The sequence below is a fragment of the Gudongella oleilytica genome (assembly GCF_004101785.1).
Lineage (GTDB): Bacteria > Bacillota > Clostridia > Tissierellales > Tissierellaceae > Gudongella > Gudongella oleilytica.
The window spans coordinates 1,634,762-1,658,027 of record NZ_CP035130.1 but is presented as its reverse complement, the minus strand read 5'-3'; the positions used below and the strand labels follow the sequence as shown (position 1 = coordinate 1,658,027).

The following is a 23,266-nucleotide window of genomic DNA, read 5'->3' as shown; positions in this document are numbered from 1 at the left end:
CGTTCTATGGGCCTTTTCTTTTTTTTTGCACACCAAACCGTCCGATTTTTCCCTGCCTCCTGGCTTACTTTGAAGGCCGTGCTGCCTTCAGAAGGAGGTATGCAAATGAACCATCAGCAAAAGGAAGCAATTCAACAGCTGCGCGAGGAAGGCCAAAGCTATAGCAGAATCGCTGAGCTGCTTGGCATATCGGATAATACTGTCAAATCCTATTGTCGAAGAAATAACCTTGGCGGTGTCGCGCTACCAACCTCAGAGCCCGTAAGCGAAACCTTCTGCCGGCAGTGTAGTGCACCGCTTAAGCAGACAATCGGAAAAAAGCAAAAGCAATACTGCTCGGATCAGTGCCGGCTGGCCTGGTGGAATGCGCACCCCGAATCGGTAAACCATAAAAGCATCCGGCTATTCACCTGTCAGACCTGCGGCCGAGTATTTGAAGGCTACGGCAAACGGGAGCGCAAATTCTGCTCTCGAGCCTGCTATGGCAAGTCAAAGGCGGTGCAGGGATGAACAAGCATCAGGCGCTCATTCATTACCGTGTAGCCGTGTCTGTTTTCCGAAAATGGCTTGCTGCAGGCATCCTCAGTGAGGAAGAATTCACGAAACTCGAGACACTCCTAGCTGATAAATATGGCCTTCCAAAAGGCAGCATATACCGCTAAAGTGCTTGCTATCAGGGGCTTTTAGAGTGATATATGTAATTGCGAAAGGAGGCAGAATTATTGAAAAGGATTATCATAAAGAAGGAAAAAACAATCGCGACGATGCCAACGCTTACGAAGGTCGCCGCGTATGCAAGGGTATCCTCTGGGAAGGATGAAATGCTCCATTCCCTGGCAGCACAAGTGAGCCATTACAGCGATTATATTCAGCGACACCCAGGCTGGCTTTATATTGGCGTATATGCCGATGAGGCTGTGACCGGAACAAAGGATAATAGACCCGAGTTCAAGCGGCTGCTTGCTGATTGCCGAGATGGAAAAATAGACCTGGTGCTTACCAAGTCCGTTTCACGCTTTGCTCGCAATACCGTTGACTTGCTTGAAACGGTACGAGAGCTTAAAAGCATGGATGTAGATGTGTTCTTTGAGGAACAAAACCTTCACTCCATGAGCGGGGACGGTGAGCTGATGCTGACGATCCTTGCAAGCTATGCACAGGAAGAAAGCCGCTCAGCAAGTGAAAACTGCAAATGGCGCATTCGCAAGCGGTTTGAGAATGGTGACCTAGCAAACCTCAGGTTCATGTTCGGTTATCAGATCGTTAAGGGCAAGGTGGAAATCGAACCTGAACAGGCTGCCATTGTTCGTATGGTTTTCGAAGACTATATTGGCGGCATGGGCGGTACAAAGCTTGCTGAAAAGCTAAAGAGGATGGATATTTCCAGAGCCTTTAGCGGCGAGTGGCGAAGCGAACGTGTGATAGAAATCATCAAGAATGAGAAATACACCGGCAATGCCCTGCTTCAGAAAAAGTATGTGGTAGACCATTTATCGAAGAAGCTGGTCCATAACAAAGGCCATTTGCCGAAATATTATGCCGAGGGTACACACCCGGCCATCATTGACCAGGAGACCTTTGATAAAGCTCAGGCTATTTTGAATAGTCGCAGGTTGAAAAGCAAAACCAAGAGCAGCACCTGCAGCCGCTACCCTTTTAGCAGCATTCTTCAATGTGAGCTCTGCGGGAAGAAGTATAAACGTAAGGATCGCAAAGGAAAGGTGGCATGGTATTGCTCCACCTATCTGCAGGAGGGAAAAGCTGCCTGCCCTTCAAAGCAGGTCCCTGAGTCGGTGCTGTACTCGCTAAGCACGGAGGTGCTTGGACTGGAGGAGCTTAGCGCCGATACCTTGAGAAAAGAAATCGCTGAGATATTAGTACCAGAACCAGGTAAGCTGATATTTGTTTTTCACGATAGACATACAGTCGAAAAGCGCTGGCAGCACAAATCACGCAGCGAAAGCTGGACTGAGGAAATGCGGGAAGTTGCCAGAGAACGCACAAAAAGGAGGTGCTGATTATGGCGTCAAATATAAGAGTTATACCTGCGACTATTCAGCGCACCTCTGCGCAGAGCATGAATCCATCAACTAAAAGACGGACCGCAGCTTATGCGCGGGTTTCCACGGACAGCGAAGAGCAGCTGACCTCCTATGAAGCCCAGGTCGATTACTACACCAAGTACATCAAGGAGCGCCCCGATTGGGAGTTCGCAGGGATATATACTGACGAAGGTATCAGTGCAGTCAACACAAAAAAGCGCGATGGTTTTAATAAAATGGTCGCGGATGCTTTGGACGGCAAGCTTGATCTGATCGTTACTAAATCGGTCAGCCGGTTTGCCAGAAATACTGTGGATAGCCTTTCAACGGTTCGAAAGCTCAAGGAAAAAGGTGTTGAAGTATTTTTCGAGAAGGAGAATATCTACACCTTTGATGGCAAGGGCGAACTGCTCATCACAATTATGAGCTCACTTGCTCAGGAAGAAAGTCGCTCGATTTCCGAAAATGTGACTTGGGGCCAGCGCAAGCGCTTCGCCGACGGAAAAGTCAGCATGCCCTACAAGCGGTTCCTCGGATATGAAAAGGGAGAGGATGGTACCCCTAAGATAGTTGATAGCGAAGCGGAAATTGTCCGCCTGATATATCGTCTATTCATGGAGGGCAAAACCTCCTCTGCAATAGCCAAGCACCTCGCAACCAGCGGTATCCCTTCCCCCGGTGGAAAAAAACAGTGGCAGGTTGCAACCGTGAATTCTATCCTTACAAATGAAAAATACAAGGGCGATGCATTATTGCAGAAGCGCTTCACGGTTGATTTTCTGACTAAAACCATTAAGGAGAATGAGGGGGAAATTCCCCAATATTATGTTCAAAACAGCCACCCTGCCATTATAGAGCCTGATGAGTTTGATGCAGTCCAGGCAGAGCTTGAGCGCCGCAAGAGGCTGGGACGACCGGCGGCATGCCAAAGCCCGCTGTCAACAAAGCTGGTGTGCGGTGATTGTGGCGGATTTTACGGCTCGAAGGTCTGGGGTTCAAATACAAAATACCGCCGGATGATCTGGCGTTGCAATGAGAAATATAAGGGTGAAGTCAAGTGCAGCACCCCTCATGTCACGGAAGAGGAAGTAAAGGAAAAGTTCGTCGATGCCGTCAATTCCATTCTTGAGTACCGCGAAGAACTGCTTACCAACTGCCGATTAGCTCAAGAGACCCTCTGCGACTGTTCTGAGATTGATTCTGAGCTTAACGAGCTGCACCGTGAACTGGAAGTTGTCGCTGAGCTTTTCAAAAAGGCCATTTACGAAAATGCCCATACTGCCATTAATCAGAAGGAATGGCACGAGCGGAACAATGGCTACCTGGAGCGGAATCGCAAGGCTTTGGAGCGCATGACCGAGCTTGAGGAATTGAAGCGGGAGCGCCAGAGTAAAAGTCTTGTTCTTGAGGGCTTTGTACAGAATCTAACAAAGCGCAATAGTATCCTTGAGGAATTTGATAACAGGCTCTGGGCGGCAATAATTGATAACGTTACTATCCTAACGGATGGCAAATTGGTATTCAAATTTACGGATGGCACGGAGGTTATAAGATGAATCTTCCTATTTGCACTGCTTTAGACTACTGATATATTCGCAAAGTTTATCGATACTTTCCTTTTTATCGGGGTATCGATAAGCTTTTTCACCAATTAAAGATCTTAAATAATCCCAAAACCCAGCGGTTAAGTTACTTTCGTTAAAAGCGAGTGCTACAGATGGTTCAGAGGTTTTTGCGATAACGGCGCCCAGATTTTCCTTAACGTAAACCATATATCGGCTTTCTATGGGTTCTTTTGTTAAATAAACATTATAGTTTGAATAGATATTCATAAGGCCCTGAATGCTCTCCAAATGAGCTATGTATTCCTCCAGCGTGTAATATGCCTTTTCTCCGCTCAACATATCAGAGGAGGAGATATTAACTTCTCCGTTCTTTATTTTTTCACCGTCAAAAATCCTAATGATCTCAAAAAATGAATTGTCTTGCAGCTGTTGCTGAAAGCGTTCTCTTCTATTTTCTACGAGCTCATCATAATTTAAATCATTATCCATTATGCGATGTATGAAGTTGGAAGCGACAGCCGCCGGCATTGTTAATAAGGATAGAGATTCCGTTATTATGATACAGTTACCTTTTTCTTTTTCAAACTCCAGAAGAGTATTAATATAGGATGTTTTTTCGTGGGGTGTAAAAATTTTTATCAAAGGGCTGCACAAGCTTATATATTGATTAAACTCTTCTGTCAGCGCCCAAATAGCCTCCTTGTTTTTAGTATAGAAATTGGCCGCATTATTTATCATATTCCCTGTTGTGCTTGATGTCACAGCAGCTGTATTGGGTGCAATAAAAAGGGTTCGCTTAAAAATGCCGTCTCTTTTCTTCGGATAATAATAAGGCTCTATTAAGCCGGACATATAAAGGGGCATCCACTGACTTATGGCATGCAGCATCTCATCAAGGTCACGGCTTACTGTATGGATGATTTTTATGCGATTGCCTTTTGACAGTACCTGTACCATTAGTGCAGCCCATTTTGCCGCAAATTCCCTATCCGCAGTCATCCAGTCCGTAGGCTCATCACTGTAAAGTAATAAGGTCTGCGGTTGTTCCTGAGCTATAACTTCAGAAAGAAAGCACTTAACAGCAAGCCTTTTACCTTCAAGCCCAAAGTAAATTTCAGTGTCAGCGGTGGAAGCATCCGTTGGCAAAATATTAGCAGGTTCAGATGTTAAAGGCCGAGCAGAAATGTTTGATATTTGATCTAAAAAACTCTCGACTTTTTTAGCTTCCTCTTTCTTCTCATCCATTAACCATCTCATAATAAATTGGGAGCTATTGGTTGTATCAAGAGAATGAAAATCTATACCCAGCATGTCCGCAAGAGCCTTGCGCTGATAATCATCAATACAGCGTCTTGTAAAAAATTCTGCCATTAGGCGCAAAGAATTCTCATCCTTAACAGCACTTCTTTTCCCTCTGCGCAAACGGCTTATATGGGAAGAGTCAAGGTTAATATATAACGACAAAGCACTGTTGGTTGTATTTGTAATATTCATTAGAAAATCAAGCTTTTCATAAAATTGCAAACTAAATCACCTCTTTGCAATATTTTATCATAGGTCGACATACTTACTCAACACATTTGACAGGAATCGTGTCAAGAAAATGGCCGTGTCAAATTCTTCTATATCGTATAAATAATTTGATTAATATTTTATAATTTTGATATGTGTTTAATGGGGGTGATATGGGTGCGTCTCGACATACGATTGAAAACCGGCTTTTTTGAAACAAAGGAATACGAGCTGCTGATAAGTAGGGACAGGCTGGTGCTATTCTCAACAGAGGCAGAAAGCGATAGGATCGCAATTCAGGCTAAAGATATCCTTTCCATTACATTGAAAAATGAAAAGGCTCCGGGGATTGAAATTCAAACCCGGGAGAAAAATTATCAGGGCAGTTTCGCCGAGAAAACTGATTTTGAACAGCTCATTGGTTTATTAAAGGAAAATCTAAATGTAAAAATTATTTGCGAATACGAAGGAGGAAAAGATTATGCGTAAAAAAGTACTATCGTGGATATTGACAGTTGCTATGGTGCTATCGTTGTTTGCCGCAATGCCAATAACAGCTAGCGCGGCGGAGAACAGCTGTCGGATCGTTGAGACGGGAGTTGAGTATGCAAGCCTGGGTGCAGCTCTATCAGCAGTCTCTTCAGGTCAGACAATTCAGCTTCTGACAGATATTGAGTACGGCTCAATGATTATGGCGAATACCAAATCATTTACACTGGATGTTAGCGGGTATACGCTGACTATCAATGTGCTGAACACGACTTGTCTATATGCGAGTGGAGGATTTGACCTTTCTGTTACTGACAGCGGAACTGGCGGTTTGCTAAACTTAACATCTACCGGAGGCGTTGGGTTATGCGGTATTTTTGCAAACAGTAACGGAAGTGAGATCAACGTTGATATACCGTCGTCCGTAACGGTTGCAGGCGATAACAGTTACGGCGTTTATGCGACGGAAGGAGGCGTTGTCTCTCTGACCGGTGATATTACAGTCACAGGTACAGGTAGTTACGGAGCAGCCGTTTTTAGCGGTGTTTACGGCAGCCTTATTACCATTGACGGTGAGATCAATGCCACTAACTACATCAACGCAAACGGCACTGTATTTACAGGTCCTGAACAGTGTATTACGCCTACCACAAAAGCGGGACACCTTACTTTTATGGATACGGGAGACAGCGCCAATCCCCAAAGCACCATCTGGGTTAAGGAAGCTGCATATGTCGCCGAAGTGGACGGTGTACAATACCAAACTTTGGATGAAGCAATTACGGCGGCTGAGGTGGATTGGGACACCATCACTCTGTTGGACGACATCGATTATGTCGGCCAGATCTCACCGAATTTCGACCTTTATTTCAATTTGAACGGCTATACCCTCAATGTTGTCAATGATTCCGGCGCGGCCTTATTGGTTCCCGCCGGGTTCAGTGTTGATATCAACGGAGAAGGCGAATTCAATGTAACCGGGAGCAGCTGCGGCGTCAGTGTCGGCGAAGGCAGCTCGGCGGAAGTAACCAACGCCACGGCCACAGCCTCCAACGGCGTAGCCGTTGAGGTAGGATACGCAAACTCCTCCGCGACCATCTTGGGTGACGTCACAGCAAATGGCGATGGAGGCGCATTCGGGATTGCTGGTTATGGTACCGCAACAATAGATGGCAACGTATATGCGCAAGGCACGAACGGAACCGGGGTTGGGGCGCTGAGCGGCGCGGATATCACGGTGAAAGGCTATATTATCGTCTCCGAGTTCGGCACGTATTTGAGCCTCCCCGATGACATCCGGGCGGTAGGCGATTACGATTCGATCGTGAATAACTTTTATGTCTATACATACGGCGGCGCCACCGTCCGCGCTAGACAGGAGGTCTGTAATTTAAACGGCACGCCCTATCTTTTCCTTGAAGACGCTCTGGCGGATGCTGATAGTGGTGACATCATCACCCTCCTCGCCGATATCCGCTATGTAGGGGATATCATTCTGATTGAAAAAGACCTCCATTTCGACCTGGACACATACAAACTCAATATCGGCCGCACCGGCTCCGAGCCGGCCCTCAAAGTGGACGGCGGCACTCTCACCATCGATGATTCCGATGGCGGCGAGCTCAATATCGTAACCGGCTATATTGGCGTATGGGCCTTAAACGAAGGTACGGCTACCGTAACCTCCATTTCAGACCCCACCCCCAGCAACAGTCTTAACGGCTACGGAATTATTGCAGAAAGTGGTAGTTCTGTTACGGTTACGGGAGATATTAAAGTAACCAGCTATATCGGCGAAGGCTTTCGCGTATACAGCGGCGCTTTTGTCCATGTCATGGGTAACATTAATAGCTTAAACGGCGTTTATGCCGGCGGTTCTGGAGCGGAGGCGGTCGTAGACGGCAATATCTCCGCATCCAGCGGCAGCGGTGTCGAGGCATCCAGCGGCGGAACAATAACGGTTAAGGGAAATGTGACCGCAGCTTACCGCGGTGTTTCCGCCTACGGCTGGACGGATGGCGGCGGTAATGTGCATGTTCTTGGTAACGTTACCGGCAATAACTATTACGGTGTCGAAGCTTCCGCCGGTTCTGAAGTAATGATTGACGGTGATGTACAGAGTCTGAAGGGTCTTTACGCTATCCAGGAGGGTACCTCCATTTCGGTCGGCGGAAATACGACTTCTACCGGCGCTGACGAACACGGCGCTTCAGCTGCGCAAGGCGGCCTTGTTACCATAGGTGGAACGATAACAGCGTCAAACTACATCAAAGTTGGTGACATAGGTCTAGCAGCAGAAGAAGGTGTAAACCAAGGTCGATATATCGTCTATACGGATGGAGAAAGCACCGTGCGTACTATGGGGATCGAGTTTTTCAAAGAAGATTTTGAGAGCGGCATGGATGGATGGGACCAATCCGGCACAGGCTGGAGCGTGACAAGTACTTTATCCAATCCAACCGCCAGTACCCATAGCGGCAACCAGGTTGCCATGTTCAATTCCTATGATATGCCCTATGCCAGCCAGTCACGACTTTATCAGACCGAATCGCTCAACCTTTTCAACGGAAGCGACTACTGGCTGGAATTCTGGATGTACCATGATGCAAGCGCAGAAGACTCTATTGACAGTGTCTTTGTTCAAATATCAACTGATCAGGGCATCCACTGGAACGATCTTGGTAGATATTATAGATACTCCGGAACTGAAGGTTGGACTAAAGAATCAATCAGCCTGGCTACTTATGCCGGACAGTCTGATGTCCGCATAGCTTTCTTGGGGATGTCGGGTGGTGACAATAACATCTTCATCGACGACGTTTCGATCTCGCATGAGTGCATTATAGACGGTTGCGAGGTAACGGAGGCCTACGGTGGCTACATCGCCTCCAGTGAAATAGGCGGTGAAACCTATTATCATGTGTCCACCCCCGAACAGCTGGCGCATATCAACGACCATCTTAGCCTCAACTTTATCCAGACGGCTGATATTGATCTTAGCGGCGTATCCTGGACCCCAATCGGCTGGGTTAGCAATTATTATGATCAAAATCTACCCTTCAATGGCCACTACGATGGGCAAGGCTACAGCATTTCAAACCTGAAAATAAGCTCTAGTATAAGCTGGGCCGGTCTCTTTGCCGTGGCAGGCTCAACTGCTGTTTTGGAAGATGTAATACTTGAGAACGTGGACATCATTGCTGGGTATCATTCCGGGGCCTTGGTTGGCGAAAACCGAGGGCGTATCTCGGGATGCACGGTCACTGGAACAATCAACGGGGCTGGTCAGTTTGGCGGACTGGTTGGCATGAGCCATAACGGGCTAATAGAAGATTGCCATTCATCCGCAACAGTGACCGGGACAGGAGAGGCGGTTGGAGGTCTCGTGGGTTATTCTACAAATAATTCCGGCAGCGCAAGTGATTCAATTGTGAGATGCAGTTTCACCGGTAATGTTTCCGGAAATCAGCGAACTGGTGGCCTTGTGGGAACGCTGCAGGGAGGGTTGTTATCAGAAAGCTTTGCGGCAGGAAATGTCAGTGGCTCGAATACTTATACAGGAGGCCTTGTGGGCGTCATCGAATCGGCCAATGGTTTTATAGCTGCTGTAAGAAATTGCTATTCCAGATCCTCTGTCATGGCTTCCGGCTCTCAATATGTGGGTGGCTTAGCCGGTGCCAATTGGTGGGGAACTATTCAGAACAGCTATTCAGCTGGTACTATGAATTTAGACGGGGCGACGGACTCCGGTGGATTAACTGGCATGATTTATACAGGGGCAGTTGCGGTAGACAGCTATTATGACTCCGATCTTTGCGGGCTTTCGGATACTGGAAAGGGGATTCCCAAAACTACAGAAGAGATGAAAGACCTTGCTACCTATAGTACATGGTCCTTTCCAAATGTCTGGACCCTTAGCAGCGATAATAATGGGTACCCAGCTCTTGCATGGCAAGGATTTACTCATGGTACAATTTCAAATGATGCTGACCTTTCAAGCCTTTCAGCAACAAATGTAACACTATCACCTGATTTTCAAAGTACTGTAACAAGCTATACCGCAAGTGTGGCAAATAACGTTGACAGTACTACAGTTGCCGCAACCGCTAATGACAGCGGTGCAATAGTTGAGATAAACGGAACAGTAGCAACAAGCCAGCTGGTAGTTTTAAATGTTGGAAGCAATATAATCAATGTTGAAGTTACAGCAGAGGATGGAGTAACTACTAATGCCTACACGATCACGATCAACCGAGCAGCTGCAAGTGGTTCTTCTGGAGGCGGCGGAGGAACCATATCGCCAGTCATTATTGTAACGACAGAGACAAACAATGAGAGGACTTCTAACAGTATTACTGTTGATCCCAACGTTTCCTCTGACATAGCAAATGTTTCTATAACGAAAGCCATGGTTAATGCGCTTCTTGACAAAGCGGAAGAAACCGGTGGAACAACAAAGGGAGATCTCATTGAAGTAATTGTAAGTACCTCTGCCGATACAGAAAAGCTTGCTTTTAACATTCCTCAGTCCGAACTCGAAAAAATCGCAGGTGGAACAAGTGCAGACTTTGGTATTTCCTCTCCTTTCGTATCAATCGTATTTGATGGCAAGGCTATGGACACCATTTCGGGAGCGGAAAGCGGCGGTACGGTATCAATCACAGTGGCCAGGATGGCTGACTTAAACGGAAGACCGGTCTATGACTTAACAGTCATGAATGGCAACACCCTAGTTTCTGACTTCAAAGGCGGTCACGCTACTGTGACTATTCCTTATGAACTCAAGCCGGGAGAGACTCCAAACGCAGTTGTGATTTACTATCTTGCTGATGACGGAACCTTAAAAGCAGTCAGAGGCCACTATGATGAGTCTTTGAAAGCGGTAGTTTTCAAAACTACACATTTCTCCAATTTTGTCATCGGGTATAATCCAGTGTCCTTCAACGATGTTGCTGCCGGTGCTTGGTATAAGGATGCAATTGACTTTATCGCGGCACGCGAGATTACGTCAGGAACCAGTGTTGGAAAATTTAGTCCAGAGGCTACACTGACCAGAGGACAATTCATTGTATTGCTGATGAACGCTTACGGGATCAGTCCGGATGCCGCCGAGGAAGGAACCACAAACTTTGTAGATGCCGGTAATACCTATTATACAAATTACCTGCTTGCAGGAAAATCGCTTGGGATAGTAAATGGCATAGGAAACAACATGTTTGCGCCAGAACAGGCGGTTACTCGTCAGGAAATGTTTGTGATGCTTTACAATGCTCTTGAAGTTATCGGCGAATTGCCTCAGGCATACGGTGACAAGCAATTATCAGACTTCGGCGATGCGAATCAGGTAGCATCCTGGGCTCAGGAAGCGATGAGTGCATTGGTTGAAGGCGGAGTCATTTCCGGTAGTAACGGTATGCTGAATCCAACCGTATCGACTACACGTGCGCAAATGGCACAAATGCTCTATAATCTGTTGTCTAAATAAAATATATGAAACAGGAACAGCAGCCCGACGGCTCAATACCATCTGGCTGCTGTTCCTTAATAAATCAAATTGATTATATGCCCCTAATCGAAGAAGGAAGCTGATCCGATGGACACGAATAAAACGCTTGCTGAAATAGAGAAAAAGCTGCAGGGGTTAAATAAGCTTTACGACGCTTTAAGAATTGTTGACCCCGTTAATCAAAAGGTGATAGAAAGAATAGAATATGCATCTATCGATAAGGACTGTGTTTACTGGCATAATGAATTATTATCTGATGATGCCCTCGCTTTACGTGCTTACGAAGATAAAAAGTGCTGTGTAGGACTAGAACAGCTATCAGCTTCAACACTTCTTATTACTGCCCTGCCCATAGATAACAGCTTGATATTGGAAATGGTAAAAAACGTTTCTGATGCTATTGTACTTGATGGCTGTGATTTTCAAATGGATTGTCAACAGCTCAGAGAAGAATATGACAATCTTGCTTTTCAAGATGAACTAACCGGATTGTTTAATAGAAGATATGTCGGCGACTGTCTTCAGAAAGATATTTCTACGACGATATACAAGCATCAACCACTTTCGATTATTTTTTTAGACATTGACAATTTAAAAGAAATCAACGATAAATACGGGCATGGCTTTGGAGATAAAGTACTTATAGAGGTTGCAAATTTGCTACAGCGTTCAATCAGAGAAAATAATGATTGGGTAGCTCGCTATGGTGGTGATGAATTTCTGATTTGCCTAAATAATGCTTCAGATGAGGACGCCTTTGAAATCGCAGAAAGAATTCGGACAGAAATTGTTGCATTAGGTATCTTACAGAATGAAAGCATAAAGACGTCTGCCTCGTTGGGTATTTGCACTACTAGGAACAAAAAGGTTTTGGCCTCTGAGCTTATATCATTAGCTGATTCCAAAATGTATCAAGCAAAGAGAAACGGGAAAAATCAAACAGCAAGATAATGTTTTAAAGGTTAGGAGGATATATAATGCTAAAAGAGTTTAAAGAGTTTGCACTAAAAGGCAACGTTATTGACCTCGCAGTTGCTGTTATTATTGGCGGTGCGTTCGGCAAAATAGTCTCATCCCTAGTCAATGACATTCTTATGCCAGCTATAGGAGCACTTTTGGGTGGGATCAGCTTTACAGATCTTAAGTACATCATCACGCCAGCAAGCGGCGATGTTGCTGAAGTGGCGATCCTATACGGTTCGTTTATCCAATCGATCATAGACTTCCTTATCATCGCTTTCTCTATTTTCTTATTTATTAAATTACTTACCTCTCGGAAAAAGAAAGAGGCCGAGACACCAGCTACTCCTCCCGCCCCAGCACCAGAAGTAGCCCTTCTTGAAGAAATCCGTGATCTGCTTAAGCAAAACAATTAGATAATCTATGAAAATAATTTTCAAATTTATGAAAGGAGTTTTAATATGCCAGACTTTGGACATCCGTTTTCAGGACTAGCTAAGGAAAAGAAGCTTACCGATGCTGAACTGATTAGAGCAATTCGCTTCATGGTATCAGCTGAATATGAGGCAATTCAGCTTTATATGCAACTAGCCGAATCCACAGATAATAAACTGGCCATCGAGGTGCTTAAGGATATTGCCGATGAAGAACGAGTACATGCGGGCGAATTCCTTCGCCTTTTACATGAGTTGGCTCCTGACGAAGAGAAATTCTATGCTGAAGGCGCTGAGGAAGTTGAAGAGGAAATCGAAAAGTTAAAGAAATAATCAATCTTTAAGCTGTAGTGGAGGGGTGAGTTTTCGCCCCTCCTTGGTTTTTTGATGGATTATCTTTTTGAACTCATGTGGTTTCAGCAGTGGCTGGGCATAGAAATTACCGTTAATTAAACAAAATTCTAATTTCTCATCAAGTGATACGGATACTTGTTGAACAAGAATTCTCCATGAAGAATCATCAAACTCAATACATGTAGGAGAAATATCGCAAAGGGTAGAGAGAAAAGAATCAATGGCTTTTTGCCGACTTGTTCTGCTACCGTTATGTTTATCAGCGTGTATTGTTTTTGAAAGGATTCTTCGACAAAGAGATCGTATCTTGGCTTCAGATTTCCAAATTTCTAAAACTGTCATATTGAAGGCAAGCACGAGGGCATCTTCATTAATGACAGGAGCATGACTTTTCCCTCGTGCAGAATATTTTCGGTTACATCTCCAGACTGCTCTTCGATATTCTTTATTATTTGAATAGCTGCCATCTATTTTTCTTCCATATATTCCACCGCAGCCTCCGCAAATAATCTTGTTTGAAAAAGGATAATGGCTGGCATTACTTTTTCCTTGTTGATCTATTCGCTTTTGGACTTCATCAAATACTGCCTTGCTGATTATTGCGTCATGATCGTGTTCAATATAATAACGTGGCAGTTCACCGTTATTTTGCTGTATTTTCTTTGTCAGAAAATCAACGGTGAAGGATTTTTGCAACATTGCAGCACCGTAGTACTTTTCATTTGTTAGTATGCTCATAATCGTTCTAACCTGCCATTTTTCCTTGCCACCGGGTGAATCAACTCCTTCGCTTTCAAGAATTGCCGCAATATTGGAAGGAGTTCTGCCTTCCAGATATAGCCGATAGATTTTTCTGACAATGGCGGCTTTCTCTTCAACAATTTCCGGCTTCCCATCTGCACCTTTTCTATATCCAAGAAAACGGGCATATGGCAGAGAATACTTGCCGTCTGCAAATCGTTTTCGCTGTCCCCAGGTGACATTCTCTGAAATGGAACGACTTTCTTCCTGGGCAATGCTAGACAATAGCCTTATTGTTTGTATTTGTCATAAACAAATTTAGGATTTGGGTATAAACCCAGGGGGTGTGCAAAAGCGGTGCATCTTTTAACGATTTAATTTGAGCGGTGCATTTTATCAATAAGTAGTTACTTTGCCAATAACACCCATATCCAGATACAGTAAACCCCACTGATTTAATCAGTGGGGTTTGGTGCTTTTAGAGTAAATAACTTATGTCAGTTATTGCATTTTTACTGATAAATCGATACAATAAAATCAGCTGTTAATGATTTAATGCGATATTTATATAAATTAGAGGGGGATTTTTATGACTTATTCACCAAAGGCCTCATCAGCATTCAATGATACATGGAATCGCAGCACCTTCATTTCACCGCAGTCAGGGATGTGTTCCTTCTGTACTGAGGAATGCAGCGGAACATGTGAAATAGCATTGGCTGCAGTTTTAGGAATGAAGGCGGTATATCCAACAAACACAGGAGCGAATCAGGTAGCCTCAGAAAAAGACTATCCAATTGATTTTTCACATTTCAATATCAACGGACGCGTTTTTGGCGCAATAGGAGCTAACACGACTTTTGAGGAAGCAAACATCTACAATGTCAAGCTTGAACGAGTATTTGGAAAGTACAACGAGGTTAAAATGACCATGCCTGTCATCTTGCCTGCTCTTATCAAAATGAACTGGGAAGATTATTTTGCTGGAGCAGCCATGGCTGGAGTGTGTTGTGTTATCGGTGAGGATGCAAAGAATAAGGATCCTGAGTTGATTATGGAAAATGGGAAAGTAGTGAATTTTCCAATGCTAAGCAAAATATTGGATTCATTCAGAAATTACTATAGGGGTTACGGTCAGATCATCCTTCAATGCAACGTAGAGGATGACATGAACGGTGTTCCTGAGTATGCAATAAAGGTACATAATGCTGAGGCCATAGAGCTGAAATTTGGTCAGAGTGCAAAGGGGACACAGCCTGTAATCCGACTTAGAAACCGAGAGGAAGCTTTAAAGAAGCAGGCATCAGGATCATTGGTATATCCTGATCCTAATGGACCGGGGATGGAAGAGGCTCATAAAGAAGGAGTTTGCCCCAACTTTTATTACTATTCAAGATTGCCGTTATGGGATGAGGAATACCTTGTTCCCAGAATAGCTGAGCTGAGAGAGATGGGTGCGAAAAACATTTATCTTAAAATGGCTGGCTATGATCCCGAAGATTTGGAGAAGGTTATCAGGATAGGAAGCAAGGCAGAAGTCGATATGATAACATTCGATGGAGCAGGAGGGGGAAGTGGCTACAGCCCAACTAAAATGATGAATGAGTGGGGGTTGCCGCCTGTAGTTATGGAGGAAGCTATATGCAGAATAGTGGACAAGATGAAAGAGGAGGGCTGCTGGATTCCTGCTATTACAATAACTGGTGGATTTGTTTCAGAGGATCAGGTATTTAAATCCCTTGCTTATGGAGAGGGTAAGGTTACTGCCGTTGGAATTTGCCGTGCTGCTATGACAGCCTCGATGATGGGTAAAAACATTGGAGAACAAATTAAAAAAGGTGAAGTACCTAAGAACTTCAAGAAATATGGCAATAATGTCGAGGAAATATTTGGTGATCTGGCAGATTTGAGGGCTTTATATGGCAAGAAGGCTAATGAATTCTCAACTGGAGCAATTGGAGTGTTTTCTTATCTTAGAAAAATTGCATTTGGAGTTCAGCATTTTGCGGCTTTAAATCGCAAATTTGACATAGCCTATTTAGATAGGGAGGATTTGATACCTCTAACGCGTGATGCAAAAGACCTGATCCAAGGTAAATGGTTTGAATAGAGTCTGTTATTTGGATCTTTTACAAATCGAAGATAAGTCTTGAGAGGGACTGTGACACCAGTCCCTCTCATGTTTTTATCTCAACCGACAATACACTGTTTGGGATGGTGAAGAAATGATAAAAGCGGTTATATTTGGCCTGAATGAGACACTTATAGATACCAAAGATTTAATTGTCGATACATTTTATCATGTAATCAATGAATTGTTAGGAAGATCTCCCACAATAGAGGAATTGAATCACGTGTATGGAAGGACCTCTTGCTTTTTCATGCCTTTCATCATGATGACAAAATCATAACCGGATTTGTCCATATAGCGTATGTTCTCTTTGCTGAAGTAGCCTCTGTCTAAGATGAAGCCAACATGCTGTTAACCGTATTCGGTTGTTTCGGTCGTAGGCGATGGAGTAGTTCAGCACGGGTTTGTTCTGGTCGTCTTTGGCGTGGCCTATTTCAACGAAATCAACGTCTCCGGCCTGACAGTTTTTATTGGTTGGATCATAGGAACTGCAAATATTGAAAAGGACACCAATATGCTTGCAAATTCAAAGATCATATGCCAGGTCAAATAATCTGTTACAGATATTAAATTCATACACTGATCATTGTATATCCCGGCAATAAAATAGAGCGATAAGGAAAAAAGTAAAATCCAAATCATCTATCATATAGCTTGATATTCCCGAAGTAATTAAATTTAAGAGTATCCATAGACGCCCTCCAGAATTACCATCTGTCGTATTTTTACATGTAAATATTGAAATTACAACATATTATCGCTTTCTGTAATTATACAAAAGACTAATAATACAATAAAGCGATTCCTGAAAAATCATAATATTGTGCTGAGTAATGAAGAATATAAAATTATCTATTGACATTAGTACTAATTAGTAATATGCTGTAAACATGAAAACAAAAAAATCCTACGGAGAAAAAAACGATCTCAACTTAAAAACTTTGATAGCATTGACAAAATGCTTTCATTCAGTAAGGAAAAGAGAAACGACTACAATTCGGGAAGGAGGTTTGACGCTGCCACAGTTCGCTGTGTTGGAGATTCTGTACCATAAAGGAGACCTGAGAATTTGCGACATAATCGAAGGGACCTTATCAACTGGTGGCAATATGACCGTAGTAATCGATAATCTTGCCAAGGATGGTTTGGTTAGAAGGTACCCCGATCCTGAGGACAGAAGAGCAAGTCTGATCAGCCTGACTGAAAAAGGTGTCAAAATTATGGAAGATATATTTCCAAGACATGTTGAGAATATAAGCAGCATTTTTCAAATCCTTGAAGAAGAGGAAAAGAAGACCCTGGTAAAATTACTGAAAAAATTAGGTGGAGTTGAACTTTAGCACCACCATTATTTTTACAAATATTAAACAAATTAGTAATAAACTAAGTAGTATAAAAATAATATTAAGAGGAGAGTGTAAAATGAGTAACGTTAAATTAGCAGTGATTTATTATAGTATGGGTGGATCTAATTACCAATTGGCTAAATGGGCAGCGGAAGGCGCGAAGGAAGCTGGAGCAGAGGTAAGAGTATTAAAGGTTCCTGAGCTTGCGCCACAATCGGTAATAGACAATAATCCTGCATGGAAAGCGACACAGGAAGCGACTAAGGATGTTCCAACTGCAACATCTGATGATATTGAATGGGCAGATGCAATTATCTTCAGCGTTCCGACAAGATTTGGTGTCATGGCATCACAAATGAAGCAATTCCTGGACACTCAGGGAGGACTTTGGGCACAGGGCAAAACAGTAAACAAGGTAGTAAGTGCAATGACATCTGCACAAAATCTACATGGAGGTCAAGAGGCAACAATATTGTCACTATACACAATGATGTATCACTGGGGTGCGATTGTAGTTGCTCCTGGGTACACTGATCCAGTGTTATTTGGTTCAGGAGGCAATCCCTATGGAACCTCAGTATCCATTGGACAGGATGGAAAGATGGTAGAGGATGTCGAAGCAGCGGTGAAGCACCAGGCGAAAAGAACTATAGACATAGCTGAAAGAATAAAAAAAGAATAAAAAAATAGCAATATAAATAACTTAAAGGTCAGAGAGAAAACTATTCTTTTTGACCTTTTTCCAGCCTGACTGCCCGATGGATTGGCTTTTCCGGAGTTTGGACAATCATGTCGACCATTACAGGTATATATGTGATAAGTTCAATTGTTGTTAATAGGGCTTAGTATCTCACAAACACAATTTTTCAAATATTTGCATAATAAAGATTGTTATCCATGAAAATCAGTGATAATATATAGATGAAAGAACACGTTCAGTGTTAGCATCAATGGTTGACTTGGCCGCCAACTATTGAATGCCTTGATTCCAAGGATTTCTTATCATATTTTCGATTTGGGGAGAGTTCCTTCCCATTCCGCCTGATAACGGTCACGCCGTTTTTTGTGCTGGCCAGAAAACCTGAATAGGGAGAGATGCATTATGAAAAAGGCATTGGAGGGTGTTAAGGTATTGGATTTTACACAATATCTTTCAGGACCCCACTGTACGTCTGTTCTTTGCGAGTTGGGAGCTGAGATTCTAAAGGTAGAGAGACCTGGATCTGGTGAGCCTGAAAGAAAAGCAGCTCCTATGACCCCTAAGGGAGAATCCTACCAGTTTTTTGCCTATAATCGTGGCAAGAAAAGCATAACATTGAACATGAAGAACCCTGAGGGACTTGAAATAGCAAAAAAATTAGTGGCTGAGTGCGATATCTTGGTTGAGAATTTTGCTCCTGGAGTATTGGAGAAGCTTGGACTTGGTTATGAAGTGGCCAGTTCAATAAATCCTGGGATCATTTATGCTTCCATTTCAGGCTTTGGACAGACAGGTCCACGCCGTGACGAGGTTACCTACGATATGGTGGGTCAAGCTATGGGGGGATTGATGAGTGTCACAGGCTACGAGGATGGAGAGCCCCTGAAGGTAGGGGTATCATTAGCCGACTATATGGGAGGCTACAACGCATCTATAGCCATACTGGCTGCGCTCCATTACAGGACGATGACTGGTGAAGGTCAGCAGATAGATATTTCTATGCAGGATGGTATCTGGGCGATGGTTTTCCCGGATCGGGCAAACTACTTTGACACTATGGTAACACCTAAAAGAGTTGGGAATAAGCTTAGCAGCTCAACTCCTTTTGGCTCATACAAGGCAAAGGATGGCTACGTTGTTATCTGTACAATCACAGACGACCAGTGGCAAAATGTTCTTAAAGCATTAGGCAGAGAGGACCTCAGCAACGATGAAAGATTTATGACTCGAGTCTTAAGAGTCAAGCACATGGAGGAGGTTGAAGGTATTCTAAACGACTGGCTAATGGAAAGAACAGTTGATGAGGCTGTAACAGAATTAAAAAAATTCAAGGTTCCATGCTCAAATGTTCCCACCTTTGACCAGGTAGCTAATGATCCACAAATACTTCATCGTGAAATGATTGTCGAGGTCGAGCAGCCTCTTTCGGGTAAAGTAAAGCTTGGAGGTTCAGTGTTCAAGATGTCCAGGACTCCTGGTGACAGGAAACAGAGGATTCCTCTGGTAGGAGAGCATAATGAGGATATCTATTCTAAGCTCCTGGGGTATAGTGAGGAAGATTTGGAAAAACTTAAGTCTGAAGGAACTATATAATTAATCGGAGAGTAAAGTATAGATTTAGATTGTTAATTTATATCCAAAGGAGTGTACTATAATCAGATAATAAGAAGGGTGATGAAAGCTATGAAGGTACAAATCAGGCTGTTCGCCACCTTCAGGGAAGATATGGGAAGAGTCAAAGAGCTTGAATAAATGGAGGAAATCCCGGCAAGAGTGCTAAATGACCTATCCATATCCGAGTATGATGTAGGTATACTCCAGGTGAACGGCATCCACAGAGGAACTGACCACACACTCCATGACCACGATACATTGGCTATAACACCAAGCTTATTGCATCACTAGCCATGGGAGCTGTACACAAATCAGGCATTGTTAAATGCTAGGCATAATCATTCAGGTGCGGGAGCAAAAGCTCCTGTGCCTTTTCTTTTATTTTTGTAATACCTTGGTGCGTTGACATTAAAATGCCTGGAGGATATCATAATATGAGACGTAGCATTCAAAACTTAACAGACTGGAGGAATGTTGATGAAAAAGGGAGATTTCATATGGACTTTGATCATGATAGCCATGATCGGATTCATAGCAGCCCCTGCAACAAATAAGATATTTATGGAGTTTACAGGAGAACATCCTTATGTATCAGGGTTTATTAAATTCTCTATCTTAGCGACAATGGGTGAGCTTTTGGCTGTAAGAATAATGAAGAAGGACTGGAGCAGCTTGCCAAAAGGTATTCCATATAGAGCACTTGTATGGGGTATGTTGGGGATGCTTATAGTTCTTGCCTTTGAGATATATGGAAGCGGAGTAATCTCGGCTCAGGAGAAAGGTTTGTTGCCCCAGGGCAGGAAAATTGTTTATGCTTTCCTGGTCAGTGCTCTCCTGAATACAACCTTTGCACCTATGCTAATGGGTACTCATAAAATTACCGACACATATATAGACCTTGTCTATAAAAATCCAGGTGAAAGGCCTACTTTGGCTGTTATAGCAGAAACCATAGACTGGAAAGGATTCCTATCCTTCGTAATTATGAAGACACTGCCGCTATTCTGGATCCCGGCTCATACGATAACCTTCTTGCTTCCACCGGAGTATAAGGTTCTTTTTGCAGCATCCCTGTCTTTGGCACTTGGCCTGATCCTGGCCTTTGCTAAGTCAAGACCAGTGATCAAGTCATAGTATTTAGGAGGCTTAGATGATACACGATATTGAACCAAGAATATTTAGTAATAAGTATGATCCAAAGAAGCCCGGCTTATACGATCTTTTTTTGGCTTATGATAGTGACTCTGTGTTAGTTAAGGAAGACAAGGAAAAGCTCTGGTATCCTTCCTTTGATGACTTCATGTCCTTCGATCCTTCATTGATGGAAAGAGCAAAGTATTTATTCTCCATAGACGACATCAACTACTTTCTCGTTGTGGATAAGGGGCTTGATGAAAATTCAGGCTGGGTCTACGCTAATACCGGAAGGTTCAGGACAGAGCCAAAGTATTGGCGGTCCTTCGCAGGGGCAATCGGGTGGCAGTTAAACAGATGGTATGACAACCACAGGTTTTGCAGCAAATGCGGCAGCAATTTGGAGCCATCTGACAGAGAAAGGATGCTCCATTGCAATAGCTGTGGATTTTCAGTTTACCCAACAATATCTCCCTGCGTAATCGCAGCAGTTTACAATGGCAGTAAGCTGCTGTTGACAAAATATGCCGGAAGAGCTTATACAAGATATGCCCTGATTGCAGGCTTTGCAGAGATCGGTGAATCACTTGAACAGACAGTTCATAGGGAGGTAATGGAGGAGGTTGGTCTCAAGGTCAAGAACCTTAGCTTTTACAAAAGCCAGCCATGGCCCTTCACCGACACATTGCTTGCAGGCTTTTACGCTGAACTGGATGGAGATGATACTATAGTTCTGGATGAGAATGAGCTTGAAACTGCAGTATGGATGGATAGGGAGGATATACCTTCGAATGAGCTTAGGATAAGCCTGACAGGAGAAATGATGGATAATTTCAGATTGAATGGAATATAGAAGAGAGGTTGCGTTGACAACCTCTCTTCTTTTAAGAGTACGTCTTAAATAACTACACTCAGGTGTGACACAGACTGTCATACATCCTGAAAAACTGTTTTATCATTCCTTTTTCATCATCCGAACAGACAAGATCAAGAAATCTATTCTCCTCCGCTTTGTAGTCGTTAAAAAAACCCTTGTTCCTGAAGATATAAAGAATACTTAGACCTTCGTCCGGGTATTCAGTGGAAGCCTTGATAAACGTCAAGGGATCCTTATTATACAGCTTCATAATGACATCCTGGTAAAAGTCGAGCAAAGCTCCCTCCGGATTAGAATAAAGCATTTGAACAGCTGCATGCTCCTCAATGGATTCTGATCTCAGGAGTATTTCAGCCAGAGCATGCAGGACTTTTTCATCTGAGAAATTCTCATATTCAGTCCAATAAAGCTCCTCCATCAGCTCAAGTCTTGCACTTGAATCAGCTGCATATTCAAGTCCTTTAATGATGTCACCTAATTGCATCCATATCACCTCATCGATATGATACCCAACATTTTACACAAATTTAATCCAAAGTGTCCTCCAGAATAGTCGAATAATTTAAGCTTTTCTGCTACACTATTTATAACGACAATATTTTGGGAGGAGTTTAGAATGAAGCTCACCAAGGAAGAAAAATCATGGATACTTTATGACTGTGGTAATTCAGCATATTCAATAGCCATTACTACAGCGCTTTTACCCGTTGTGTTTGGGATGTTCAAGAATGTTCAAAGCAGCATGGATCTGGGGTATTTCAATACAATTGCCAGCATTATCGTAGCTGTGATAAGTCCCGTCTTGGGTACTATTGCTGATTATAAGGGAATGAAAAAGAAATTCTTCGCGTTTTTTGCTGCCATAGGTATACTTTTCACTGCAGCATTGGCACTTATACCTCCAGCCAGCGGTTTGTGGCAGCTGTTGGCGCTTTTTTACATAATGACGTCAATAGGCTTTGCCGGATCCAATATATTTTATGATTCATTTCTTGTTGATGTTTCAACTGATGAAAGGATGGATAAGGTATCTACAAGAGGTTACGCATTCGGATACATTTTTAGCGTTATCCCATTTGGGATAAGCCTTCTGGTGGTACTGCTGATGGGAATGGATAATCCAATTGGTTATCAGATCGGCTTTGTAATTACTGCACTATGGTGGGGTGTCCTAACTATCCCGATACTGAAAAATGTCAAGCAGGTATATTACGTTGAGCCCGAGCCGGATCCTGTAAAAAACAGCTTCAAAAGGCTTATGACTACCTTCGGGAATATAAGACAGCATAGAACAGTATTCCTCTTCCTGATAGCATACTTTCTATATATTGACGGAGTGGACACCATAATTAAGATGGTAGTTCCTTACGCGACCAGTGTACTTGGAAGCAACGCATTGGACACATTCACTCTTCTCGGCATTCTTTTGGTAATTCAGATAATCGCCTTTCCCTTTGCGATACTTTATGGAAATCTGGCAAAGAAATACTCAGCCAGGATAATGATAATAGTTGGAATAGTGACTTATATAATAGCTTGTATAGCGGCTTATTTTATTTCGTCAGTATGGCATATATTTATCCTTGGCGCACTTATAGGCTCAGCTCAGGGTGGGATACAGGCATTGAGCAGGTCTTATTTTGCAAAGATAATACCTAAGCAGAACTCCAATGAATTCTTTGGTTTCTACAACATATTTGGCAAGTTCGCCGCAATAATCGGACCAGCCCTTATGGCTTTAACGACAGACATAACGGGAAATGCACAGTACAGTATCTTCTCGATAATACCCCTTTTCGTCGGTGGATTATTGGTGTTCCTCCGACTACCCAAGGATGAGGCAAGAATAGAGCACTAAAAT

22 protein-coding genes are annotated in these 23,266 nt (G+C 43.3%); 18 read left to right on the top strand and 4 right to left on the bottom strand.

Features of this window, described 5'->3' with window-relative positions; genetic code table 11:
• Window positions 1-105 precede the first annotated feature (105 nt).
• From EC328_RS07920 to EC328_RS07910, 4 genes are read left to right on the top strand one after another with little or no spacing between them, the layout of a single operon-like run.
• On the top strand, window positions 106-510 hold the full coding sequence (locus tag EC328_RS07920; protein ID WP_128426279.1) for a sigma factor-like helix-turn-helix DNA-binding protein: 405 nt from the start codon (window positions 106-108) through the stop codon (window positions 508-510).
• Window positions 507-662 carry an SHOCT domain-containing protein gene (locus EC328_RS11520; protein ID WP_164906073.1) on the top strand — a complete coding sequence of 52 codons (156 nt, stop codon included), beginning with the start codon at window positions 507-509 and terminating at the stop codon, window positions 660-662. Before EC328_RS07920 ends, EC328_RS11520 begins: the two co-directional genes overlap by 4 nt.
• A 60-nt stretch (window positions 663-722) precedes the next feature.
• Complete coding sequence (locus tag EC328_RS07915; RefSeq protein ID WP_206363837.1) at window positions 723-2,018, top strand: recombinase family protein; 1,296 nt, start codon at window positions 723-725, stop codon at window positions 2,016-2,018.
• Window positions 2,019-2,020: 2 nt separating this feature from the next.
• Window positions 2,021-3,598 carry a recombinase family protein gene (locus tag EC328_RS07910; protein ID WP_128426278.1) on the top strand — a complete coding sequence of 526 codons (1,578 nt, stop codon included), beginning with the start codon at window positions 2,021-2,023 and terminating at the stop codon, window positions 3,596-3,598.
• A gap of 6 nt (window positions 3,599-3,604) precedes the next feature.
• Here EC328_RS07910 and EC328_RS07905 read toward each other — a convergent pair whose 3' ends face one another.
• The gene (locus EC328_RS07905) at window positions 3,605-5,101 is read right to left on the bottom strand and encodes a transcriptional regulator (RefSeq protein WP_128426277.1); all 1,497 of its coding nucleotides are present in this window, start codon (window positions 5,099-5,101) and stop codon (window positions 3,605-3,607) included.
• 213 nt (window positions 5,102-5,314) lie between these two features.
• Here EC328_RS07905 and EC328_RS07900 point away from each other — a divergent pair, with 213 nt between their 5' ends.
• A complete protein-coding gene (locus EC328_RS07900) occupies window positions 5,315-5,608 on the top strand; it encodes a hypothetical protein (protein WP_128426276.1) in 294 nt (97 codons plus the stop codon).
• A gap of 1,390 nt (window positions 5,609-6,998) precedes the next feature.
• Here the strand turns inward: EC328_RS07900 and EC328_RS11825 are convergent.
• Complete coding sequence (locus EC328_RS11825; protein WP_276318532.1) at window positions 6,999-7,124, bottom strand: hypothetical protein; 126 nt, start codon at window positions 7,122-7,124, stop codon at window positions 6,999-7,001.
• Window positions 7,125-7,184: 60 nt separating this feature from the next.
• Here EC328_RS11825 and EC328_RS07895 point away from each other — a divergent pair, with 60 nt between their 5' ends.
• The 4 genes from EC328_RS07895 to EC328_RS07880 all read left to right on the top strand — a co-directional run bounded on the left by EC328_RS07895 (window position 7,185) and on the right by EC328_RS07880 (window position 12,841).
• Window positions 7,185-11,093, top strand: coding sequence for an S-layer homology domain-containing protein (locus tag EC328_RS07895; RefSeq protein WP_164906072.1), 3,909 nt, complete (start codon window positions 7,185-7,187; stop codon window positions 11,091-11,093).
• Window positions 11,094-11,201: 108 nt separating this feature from the next.
• Entirely contained in the window at window positions 11,202-12,065 is an 864-nt protein-coding gene (locus tag EC328_RS07890; protein ID WP_128426274.1) for a GGDEF domain-containing protein, read from the top strand.
• Window positions 12,066-12,091: 26 nt separating this feature from the next.
• Window positions 12,092-12,490: a large-conductance mechanosensitive channel protein MscL gene (mscL, locus tag EC328_RS07885; protein WP_128426273.1), complete on the top strand. Its 399-nt coding sequence runs from the start codon at window positions 12,092-12,094 to the stop codon at window positions 12,488-12,490.
• Between the two features lie 45 nt (window positions 12,491-12,535).
• Complete coding sequence (locus EC328_RS07880) at window positions 12,536-12,841, top strand: ferritin family protein (protein ID WP_128426272.1); 306 nt, start codon at window positions 12,536-12,538, stop codon at window positions 12,839-12,841.
• Here EC328_RS07880 and EC328_RS07875 read toward each other — a convergent pair whose 3' ends face one another.
• Entirely contained in the window at window positions 12,842-13,888 is a 1,047-nt protein-coding gene (locus tag EC328_RS07875; RefSeq protein WP_206363836.1) for a recombinase family protein, read from the bottom strand.
• Window positions 13,889-14,192: 304 nt separating this feature from the next.
• Between EC328_RS07875 and EC328_RS07870 the strand changes: the two genes are divergently transcribed.
• From EC328_RS07870 to nudC, 8 genes are all read left to right on the top strand, one after another.
• Window positions 14,193-15,713, top strand: coding sequence for a glutamate synthase-related protein (locus EC328_RS07870; RefSeq protein WP_128426270.1), 1,521 nt, complete (start codon window positions 14,193-14,195; stop codon window positions 15,711-15,713).
• Between the two features lie 115 nt (window positions 15,714-15,828).
• A complete protein-coding gene (locus EC328_RS11970; protein ID WP_476729731.1) occupies window positions 15,829-16,014 on the top strand; it encodes an HAD hydrolase-like protein in 186 nt (61 codons plus the stop codon).
• Between the two features lie 610 nt (window positions 16,015-16,624).
• Complete coding sequence (locus EC328_RS07860; RefSeq protein WP_128426269.1) at window positions 16,625-17,074, top strand: MarR family winged helix-turn-helix transcriptional regulator; 450 nt, start codon at window positions 16,625-16,627, stop codon at window positions 17,072-17,074.
• Window positions 17,075-17,156: 82 nt separating this feature from the next.
• A complete protein-coding gene (gene wrbA / locus EC328_RS07855; protein ID WP_128426268.1) occupies window positions 17,157-17,762 on the top strand; it encodes an NAD(P)H:quinone oxidoreductase in 606 nt (201 codons plus the stop codon).
• 420 nt (window positions 17,763-18,182) lie between these two features.
• Window positions 18,183-19,373, top strand: coding sequence for a CaiB/BaiF CoA transferase family protein (locus EC328_RS07850; protein ID WP_128426267.1), 1,191 nt, complete (start codon window positions 18,183-18,185; stop codon window positions 19,371-19,373).
• A 159-nt stretch (window positions 19,374-19,532) separates the two neighbouring features.
• Window positions 19,533-19,685 (top strand): hypothetical protein, encoded by a 153-nt coding sequence (locus tag EC328_RS11515; protein ID WP_164906071.1) that lies wholly within the window; start codon window positions 19,533-19,535, stop codon window positions 19,683-19,685.
• 186 nt (window positions 19,686-19,871) lie between these two features.
• On the top strand, window positions 19,872-20,528 hold the full coding sequence (locus tag EC328_RS07845) for a hypothetical protein (RefSeq protein ID WP_128426266.1): 657 nt from the start codon (window positions 19,872-19,874) through the stop codon (window positions 20,526-20,528).
• A 16-nt stretch (window positions 20,529-20,544) separates the two neighbouring features.
• Entirely contained in the window at window positions 20,545-21,381 is an 837-nt protein-coding gene (gene nudC, locus EC328_RS07840; RefSeq protein ID WP_128426265.1) for an NAD(+) diphosphatase, read from the top strand.
• Window positions 21,382-21,439: 58 nt separating this feature from the next.
• Here nudC and EC328_RS07835 read toward each other — a convergent pair whose 3' ends face one another.
• Complete coding sequence (locus EC328_RS07835) at window positions 21,440-21,889, bottom strand: hypothetical protein (RefSeq protein WP_128426264.1); 450 nt, start codon at window positions 21,887-21,889, stop codon at window positions 21,440-21,442.
• 132 nt (window positions 21,890-22,021) lie between these two features.
• Here EC328_RS07835 and EC328_RS07830 point away from each other — a divergent pair, with 132 nt between their 5' ends.
• Window positions 22,022-23,263 (top strand): MFS transporter, encoded by a 1,242-nt coding sequence (locus EC328_RS07830; RefSeq protein ID WP_128426263.1) that lies wholly within the window; start codon window positions 22,022-22,024, stop codon window positions 23,261-23,263.
• The last annotated feature ends 3 nt before the right edge of the window (window positions 23,264-23,266 follow it).

What these genes read in the sequence shown, in the direction of transcription:
- EC328_RS07860 (WP_128426269.1), top strand. Translation starts at nt 16,625, where the DNA reads ATGAAAACAAAAAAATCCTACGGAGAAAAAAACGATCTCAACTTAAAA.
- EC328_RS07910 (WP_128426278.1), top strand. Translation starts at nt 2,021, where the DNA reads ATGGCGTCAAATATAAGAGTTATACCTGCGACTATTCAGCGCACCTCT.
- EC328_RS07920 (WP_128426279.1), top strand. Translation starts at nt 106, where the DNA reads ATGAACCATCAGCAAAAGGAAGCAATTCAACAGCTGCGCGAGGAAGGC.
- EC328_RS07830 (WP_128426263.1), top strand. Translation starts at nt 22,022, where the DNA reads ATGAAGCTCACCAAGGAAGAAAAATCATGGATACTTTATGACTGTGGT.
- EC328_RS11520 (WP_164906073.1), top strand. Translation starts at nt 507, where the DNA reads ATGAACAAGCATCAGGCGCTCATTCATTACCGTGTAGCCGTGTCTGTT.
- EC328_RS07845 (WP_128426266.1), top strand. Translation starts at nt 19,872, where the DNA reads ATGAAAAAGGGAGATTTCATATGGACTTTGATCATGATAGCCATGATC.
- EC328_RS11515 (WP_164906071.1), top strand. Translation starts at nt 19,533, where the DNA reads ATGGAGGAAATCCCGGCAAGAGTGCTAAATGACCTATCCATATCCGAG.
- wrbA (WP_128426268.1), top strand. Translation starts at nt 17,157, where the DNA reads ATGAGTAACGTTAAATTAGCAGTGATTTATTATAGTATGGGTGGATCT.
- EC328_RS07870 (WP_128426270.1), top strand. Translation starts at nt 14,193, where the DNA reads ATGACTTATTCACCAAAGGCCTCATCAGCATTCAATGATACATGGAAT.
- EC328_RS07890 (WP_128426274.1), top strand. Translation starts at nt 11,202, where the DNA reads ATGGACACGAATAAAACGCTTGCTGAAATAGAGAAAAAGCTGCAGGGG.
- EC328_RS11825 (WP_276318532.1), bottom strand. Translation starts at nt 7,124, where the DNA reads ATGGAGGTCTTTTTCAATCAGAATGATATCCCCTACATAGCGGATATC.
- EC328_RS07850 (WP_128426267.1), top strand. Translation starts at nt 18,183, where the DNA reads ATGAAAAAGGCATTGGAGGGTGTTAAGGTATTGGATTTTACACAATAT.
- nudC (WP_128426265.1), top strand. Translation starts at nt 20,545, where the DNA reads ATGATACACGATATTGAACCAAGAATATTTAGTAATAAGTATGATCCA.
- EC328_RS07905 (WP_128426277.1), bottom strand. Translation starts at nt 5,101, where the DNA reads ATGAATATTACAAATACAACCAACAGTGCTTTGTCGTTATATATTAAC.
- EC328_RS11970 (WP_476729731.1), top strand. Translation starts at nt 15,829, where the DNA reads ATGATAAAAGCGGTTATATTTGGCCTGAATGAGACACTTATAGATACC.
- EC328_RS07880 (WP_128426272.1), top strand. Translation starts at nt 12,536, where the DNA reads ATGCCAGACTTTGGACATCCGTTTTCAGGACTAGCTAAGGAAAAGAAG.
- mscL (WP_128426273.1), top strand. Translation starts at nt 12,092, where the DNA reads ATGCTAAAAGAGTTTAAAGAGTTTGCACTAAAAGGCAACGTTATTGAC.
- EC328_RS07835 (WP_128426264.1), bottom strand. Translation starts at nt 21,889, where the DNA reads ATGCAATTAGGTGACATCATTAAAGGACTTGAATATGCAGCTGATTCA.